The sequence below is a fragment of the Methylobacterium sp. WL18 genome, from assembly GCF_008040015.1.
GTDB lineage: Bacteria > Pseudomonadota > Alphaproteobacteria > Rhizobiales > Beijerinckiaceae > Methylobacterium > Methylobacterium mesophilicum.
Map to the genome: position 1 here is coordinate 1 of NZ_VRVD01000275.1, position 6,127 is coordinate 6,127.

At 66.5% G+C, this 6,127-nt stretch carries 7 protein-coding genes and 1 pseudogene; all 8 read left to right on the forward strand.

What is annotated here, in order from left to right:
* Positions 1–239 (forward strand): preprotein translocase subunit SecE (gene secE / locus FV228_RS18030; RefSeq protein ID WP_246693942.1); only part of this gene is annotated, 239 nt, incomplete at its 5' end.
* A gap of 109 nt (positions 240–348) precedes the next feature.
* Positions 349–882: a transcription termination/antitermination protein NusG gene (gene nusG, locus FV228_RS18035; RefSeq protein WP_007566056.1), complete on the forward strand. Its 534-nt coding sequence runs from the start codon at positions 349–351 to the stop codon at positions 880–882.
* Between the two features lie 223 nt (positions 883–1,105).
* Complete coding sequence (gene rplK, locus FV228_RS18040) at positions 1,106–1,555, forward strand: 50S ribosomal protein L11 (RefSeq protein ID WP_147855888.1); 450 nt, start codon at positions 1,106–1,108, stop codon at positions 1,553–1,555.
* A gap of 11 nt (positions 1,556–1,566) precedes the next feature.
* Complete coding sequence (gene rplA, locus FV228_RS18045) at positions 1,567–2,265, forward strand: 50S ribosomal protein L1 (RefSeq protein WP_147855889.1); 699 nt, start codon at positions 1,567–1,569, stop codon at positions 2,263–2,265.
* A gap of 325 nt (positions 2,266–2,590) precedes the next feature.
* The gene (locus tag FV228_RS18050; RefSeq protein ID WP_147855890.1) at positions 2,591–2,884 is read left to right on the forward strand and encodes a GIY-YIG nuclease family protein; all 294 of its coding nucleotides are present in this window, start codon (positions 2,591–2,593) and stop codon (positions 2,882–2,884) included.
* A gap of 243 nt (positions 2,885–3,127) precedes the next feature.
* Complete coding sequence (locus FV228_RS18055; protein WP_147855891.1) at positions 3,128–4,771, forward strand: DUF4070 domain-containing protein; 1,644 nt, start codon at positions 3,128–3,130, stop codon at positions 4,769–4,771.
* Positions 4,772–5,413: 642 nt separating this feature from the next.
* Positions 5,414–5,932: a 50S ribosomal protein L10 gene (rplJ, locus tag FV228_RS18060; RefSeq protein ID WP_007566048.1), complete on the forward strand. Its 519-nt coding sequence runs from the start codon at positions 5,414–5,416 to the stop codon at positions 5,930–5,932.
* Between the two features lie 49 nt (positions 5,933–5,981).
* Positions 5,982–6,127 (forward strand): annotated as a pseudogene (locus FV228_RS18065) (50S ribosomal protein L7/L12); the annotation flags it as partial.

A 6,127-nucleotide genomic window follows, 5' to 3' on the forward strand; every position in this document is an offset into this window, starting at 1 on the left:
CCGCGAACACGCCGCCGGCGCGTCCGGCCACGCCCGCCAAGGTGCCGCAGAAGCGCGCGACGCCCGGCGAGTTCTTCTCCCAGGTCCGCGACGAGGCCCGCAAGGTCACCTGGCCGTCCCGCCGGGAAACCACGATCACCACCATCATGGTGTTCGTGATGGTCGTGGTCACCAGCCTGTTCTTCACGGTGGTCGACCAGGCCCTGCGCTTCGTGGTGGGCCTCGTGCTCGGCCTCTAGAGCATCGTCCCGAAAGGTGGCCTCCGGCTTTCGGGAAAAGGTGATGCGTTGAGGGGGGCGATATCGATCCGGGGGAGACCTCGCGAACTTGTCGGAGTTGAACGGAACCGTGTCGAAGCGCTGGTACATCGTCCACGCCTACTCGAACTTCGAGAACAAGGTCGCGCAGTCCATCAAGGACCAGGCGGCCCAGCGCGGGCTGACCGAGCTGTTCGACGAGGTGATGGTCCCGACCGAGAAGGTCGTCGAGGTGCGCCGCGGCCGGAAGGTCGATGCCGAGCGCAAGTTCTTCCCCGGCTACGTGCTGGTGAAGTGCGACCTGACCGACGAGGTCTACCACCTCATCAAGAACACCCCGAAGGTCACGGGTTTCCTCGGGGCCGACAAGTCGAAGCCGGTTCCGATCCCCGACGCCGAGGCCGAGCGGATCAAGGGCCAGGTCGCCGAGGGCGTCGATCGGCCGAAGCCGTCGATCGCGTTCGAGATCGGCGAGACCGTCCGGGTCGCCGACGGCCCGTTCGCGAGCTTCAACGGCACCGTCGAGGAGATCGACGAGGCCCGCTCCCGTCTCAAGGTGGCCGTGTCGATCTTCGGCCGGGCCACGCCGGTGGAGCTGGAATACGCCCAGGTCGAGAAGGCCTGAGGCACGCACGTTTTCGGCGGCCGGTTTTTCGGCCGTCCATCCTCTTCCGGCCGGCGTTCAGCCTCGGCCGTGAAGCGGCCGCACCCTGCAAAGGGGCGGTCTCACCCGCGGAAGATCCGCCCGGCCTCGCCTCCGGGATCCACGGATCGCACCGCGACCTGTCATCGTCCGACCCGCCCGCGCCTAGGCAGCCCGGCGGCGGACGCAGTTTGGGAGATATCCCATGGCGAAGAAGATCACGGGCTACGTGAAGCTTCAGGTCCCGGCCGGCGCGGCGAACCCGTCGCCCCCGATCGGTCCCGCGCTCGGTCAGCGCGGCCTCAACATCATGGAATTCTGCAAGGCCTTCAACGCGAAGACGGCGCAGATGGAGAAGGGTACCCCGATCCCGGTGATCATCACCGCGTATCAGGACCGCTCCTTCACCTTCGAGATGAAGCAGCCGCCGGTCACCTTCTTCCTGAAGAAGGCCGTCGGCCTGAAGATCGGCAAGAAGCCGGCCTCCGGCTCGAAGACCCCCGGTAAGGGCCCGGTTGTCGGCAAGATCTCCGAGGCGCAGCTGCGCGAGATCGCCGAGAAGAAGATGCCCGACCTCAACTGCGACTCGGTCGATGCGGCCGTCGCCATGATCCGCGGCTCTGCCCGGGCCATGGGCCTCGAAATCACGGCCTGAGGGAGGACATCATGGCACGCGAAGGAAAGCGCATCCGCGCGGCCCGCGAGGGCATCGAGGTGACCAAGCTCTACCCGCTCGACGAGGCGATCAAGCTGGTCAAGGAGCGGGCGACCGCGAAGTTCGACGAGACCGTCGAGGTCTCGATGAACCTCGGCGTCGATCCGCGTCACGCCGACCAGATGGTCCGCGGCGTCTGCAACCTGCCGAACGGCTCCGGCCGGACGGTCCGCGTGGCGGTCTTCGCCCGCGGCGCCAAGGCGGACGACGCCAAGGCGGCGGGTGCCGACATCGTCGGCGCCGAGGATCTCCTGGAGATCGTCCAGAGCGGCAAGATCGAGTTCGACCGCTGCATCGCCACCCCGGACATGATGCCGCTGGTCGGCCGTCTCGGTAAGGTGCTGGGCCCGCGCGGCCTGATGCCGAACCCGAAGGTCGGCACCGTTACCATGGACGTGAAGACCGCCGTGGCCGGCGCCAAGGGCGGCTCGGTGGAGTTCCGCGTCGAGAAGGCCGGGATCGTCCATGCCGGCGTCGGTAAGGTCTCGTTCGACGCCGACAAGCTGATCGAGAACATCAAGGCTTTCGCCGACGCGGTCGCCAAGGCCAAGCCGGCGGGCGCCAAGGGCACCTACGTCCAGCGCATCGCCGTCACCTCGACGATGGGCCCGGGCGTGAAGGTCGAGCCGAACACGGTCCTGACCGCCTGATCTTCGACGCACCATCCTTACGAAGCGCCCGGCCGGAGACGGCCGGGCGTTTTGCGTTGGGGGCCTCGGCGCAAAACTCCTTTGCGGATGAGGCGCTCCCCTTTCCCGGACGCCTGGAACGACAGTGGAAGGTGATCCGGGACCCAGCTTAGAAATGTGCCGCGTAGCGGCTCAGTTGAGGAGCCACGTTGTAGCAAGTCAGCGCCTTATCTTGATGCGCTGGGTCCCGGGTCGCATTCCGCTAGCGCCGCATGCGCCCGGGAAAAGGTGTCGTCGAATCGGCAAAGCTTCATCATATCCGCCTGCCGTGCTGGGGAGGTGGGTGATGGAGCGCCGGTCCCACGTCTACATGCTCGCCAGTCGGCGGAACGGAACGCTCTACACCGGCTCAACGACCGACCTCGCCCGGCGCGTCTATGAGCATCGCACCGGTGCGATGCCGGGGTTCACCCGTGACTACGGCGTGACGATGCTGGTTTGGTACGAAGAGTACTCCCGCATCATCGGTGCCCGCATCCGGGAGTATGCGATCAAGCGCTGGCGCCGTGCGTGGAAGCTCGCGCTGATCGAGGCATTCAACCCGGCTTGGCGCGATCTCTACGAGGATCTCGGGTTTTGAGCCGCTGCGCGGCGCGTCCTGCGCTGGGTCCCGGGTCGCATTCCGCTAGCGCTGCATGCGCCCGGGAAAGGGCGTCGCGGTTCATCCTGCACCGCCCTTTTCCCGGACAGGTGCAGCGAAGCGGAACCTGATCCGGGACCCAGCGTAAGGGTCGCCGAGCAGCGGCTCTTTAGCACCGCCCTTCACGTCATTCTCAACATCGAAGGGGGGCGCCATCCCGCGCGGCTGTGCTAGATAGCCCTCATGCGCAGCACAGTCTCCGTCACGACCCGTCGACGCATCCTCTGCGTCTTCCCCGCCTACACGCCCTCGTTCGGCACGTTTTCGCACGCCTATCCGCTGATGGGCGGCGTCAAGGCGTTCATGCCCCCGCAGGGCCTTCTGGTGATCGCGGCCTACATGCCCGAGAGCTGGGAGTACCGCTTCATCGACGAGAACATCCGGCGCGCCTCCGCCCAGGATTTCGCCTGGGCCGACGCGGTGTTCGTCTCCGGGATGCACATCCAGGAGGGCCAGATCCACGACATCGGCCGGCGCGCCCACGCGGCCGGCAAGGTCGCGGCGCTCGGCGGCCCCTCGGTGTCCGGCGCCCGGGAAAAATATCCGGACTTCGATTATCTCCACGTCGGCGAGATCGGCGACGCCACCGACCGGCTGATCGAACGGCTCGATGCAGACATTACCCGTCCGACCCAGCAGGTGGTGTTCGAGACCGGTGAGCGGCTCGCGCTCTCGGACTTCCCGGCCCCGGCCTACGAGGCCGCGCCGCTCAAGCGCTACCTGATCGGTTCGCTGCAATTCTCGTCCGGCTGCCCGTATCGCTGCGAGTTCTGCGACATCCCGCAGCTCTACGGCCGTCAGCCCCGGCTGAAGAGCCCCGAGCAGATGTGCGCCGAGCTGGACGCGATCATCAGCCAGCCCGGCCACCCGGCGGTGGTCTACTTCGTGGACGACAACTTCATCGCCAACCGCAAGGCGACCCGCGAGATGCTGCCCCATCTCGTGGCGTGGCAGAAGAAGAACGACTACCCGCTGCAATTCGCCTGCGAGGCGACCCTGAACATGGCCAAGCAGCCCGAAATCCTCGAGCTGATGCGCCAGGCCAACTTCATGACCGTGTTCGTCGGGATCGAGACGCCCGAGGCCGACGCGCTCAAGGGCATCGACAAGACCCACAACGCCGCCGTGCCGATGTACGAGGCGATCGAGACGCTCAATTCCTACGGGCTCGAAGTCACCTCGGGCATCATCCTGGGGCTCGATACCGACAGCGACAAGTCCGAGCAGAACCTGATCGACTTCATCGACAAGTCGGCGATCCCGGTGCTGACCATCAACCTCCTCCAGGCCCTGCCCAAGACCCCGCTCTGGGACCGGCTGGAGCGCGAGGGGCGCCTGGTCCACGATGCGGCGCTGGAATCGAACGTCCTGTTCAAGCGCCCGCACGACACCGTCGTGTCGAGCTGGCGCCGGGCGATCGCCCATGCCTACGAGCCGGAGCAGCTCTTCTCCCGGTTCAAGCACCAGTGCGAAACCACCTACCGGAACCGGATCAAGACCCCGACCAAGGGCAAGCTCACCTTCACGAACCTGCGCCGCGGCCTGATCCTCGGCTTCAACATCATCACGCGGGTCGGGCTGCTCTCCGATTACCGCAGGCCGTTCTGGATCGCCGCCGGCTACGCGCTCAAGCGCGGGCAGATCGAGGCGGTGTTCAACATGGGCTTCGTCGCCCACCACCTGATCCGCTTCACCCGCGAGGCCCTGCGGGGCGAGCACAACGCCTCGTTCTACGCGGCCAAGGCCGCGGAGGCCGAGGATGCGCGGCGGCGTTCGTGGTGGGAGACTGCGCGGCGCAAACTGGTGCCGGAGCGCGAGGCGGCGTAGCCTTCGGGCTTGGCACGTTAAGGTACGGGAGGGCTATCGACGCCGATACCGATCCAAACCGGGAGCATGCGTGCTCCCGGTTTGCGCGTCCGGTGATACCTCTGGGCCGAGTCGGCGACGGACCGTCCATGCGTCCCAAGCCGGTCTCCCACGCCAGCCCTTGCCTGCGGCGGAAAAGTCGCGCTTCAGCCCTTGGCAGGCGGCTTGCTAGCCTCTATACACCGCGCCTTACGCATTTCATCCTCACGGAAGGAGACGGCCAATCGGCCGGTTTCCGCATGAAATGTCGCCCGGGCAACCGGGTGGCAATAGCCGGCAGGATCCTGAGGGCGACGAGCCCCGCGGAGCCTTGTCCGGCTATGTCCTGTCCGAGACTGCAGGTGCCGGTTCGCCGGCTTAATCAACGCCCAACCTGCACAGACGGGGAAGACCGAACTTAGGAAAAGCCTCGCTGCGGCATACGCCGCGGAGGGGTGTCGGTTTGAACCAACTCACCCGAAGCGGCCCTCGCGGGCACGTGCGGGGACAGGGCCGCGAAGCGTCGTTCGGACGTTCCCGGTCTCTTGAAGGCCGAGACGACGTCCGGGCGGCATGTGCAACCGGCGGACCCGATTCCGGGTTCCGCCAACCGGAGAGAGCCCAGTGGACCGGACAGCAAAAGCTGACCTCGTCTCGACGCTCAACGGCGTGTTCAATCAGAGCGCCGTCGTCGTCGTGGCCCACTACAAGGGCCTCACGGTCGCCGACATGCAGAAGCTGCGCTCGCAGATGAAGCAGGCCGGCGCCACCGTGAAGGTCGCCAAGAACAGCCTCGCCGGCATCGCACTCGATGGTACGGACGTCGCCTCCATCAAGCCGCTCCTGAAGGGCCCGACCCTGCTCGCCTATTCCGGCGACCCGGTCGCAGCCGCGAAGGTCGCGGTCGATTTCGCCAAGACGAACGACAAGCTCGTGATCCTTGGCGGCGCGATGGGGAAGACAACCCTGAACCCGGACGGCGTGAAGGCCCTCGCCTCGCTCCCGTCCCTCGACGAACTGCGCGCCAAGATCGTGGGCCTGGTACAGGCGCCCGCGACCAAGATCGCTCAGGTCGTCAATGCGCCGGCGGCCAAGCTCGCCCGCGTGTTCGGGGCCTATGCCACCAAGGACGAGGCCGCTTGAGGCCCTTCAAAAACCCATCGTTCGAACCGATATCTGAGAGGAATTGAAAATGGCTGATCTTGCCAAGCTCGTCGACGACCTGTCCTCGCTGACCGTTCTCGAGGCCGCCGACCTGGCCAAGATGCTCGAAGAGAAGTGGGGCGTCTCGGCTGCTGCCGCCGTCGCCGTCGCCGCCGGCCCGGCCGCCGGTGGCGC

Excerpts from the sequence above, each read along its gene's own strand:
- FV228_RS18055 (WP_147855891.1), top strand. The coding sequence starts at position 3,128 with ATGCGCAGCACAGTCTCCGTCACGACCCGTCGACGCATCCTCTGCGTC.
- rplA (WP_147855889.1), top strand. The coding sequence starts at position 1,567 with ATGGCACGCGAAGGAAAGCGCATCCGCGCGGCCCGCGAGGGCATCGAG.
- FV228_RS18050 (WP_147855890.1), top strand. The coding sequence starts at position 2,591 with ATGGAGCGCCGGTCCCACGTCTACATGCTCGCCAGTCGGCGGAACGGA.
- rplK (WP_147855888.1), top strand. The coding sequence starts at position 1,106 with ATGGCGAAGAAGATCACGGGCTACGTGAAGCTTCAGGTCCCGGCCGGC.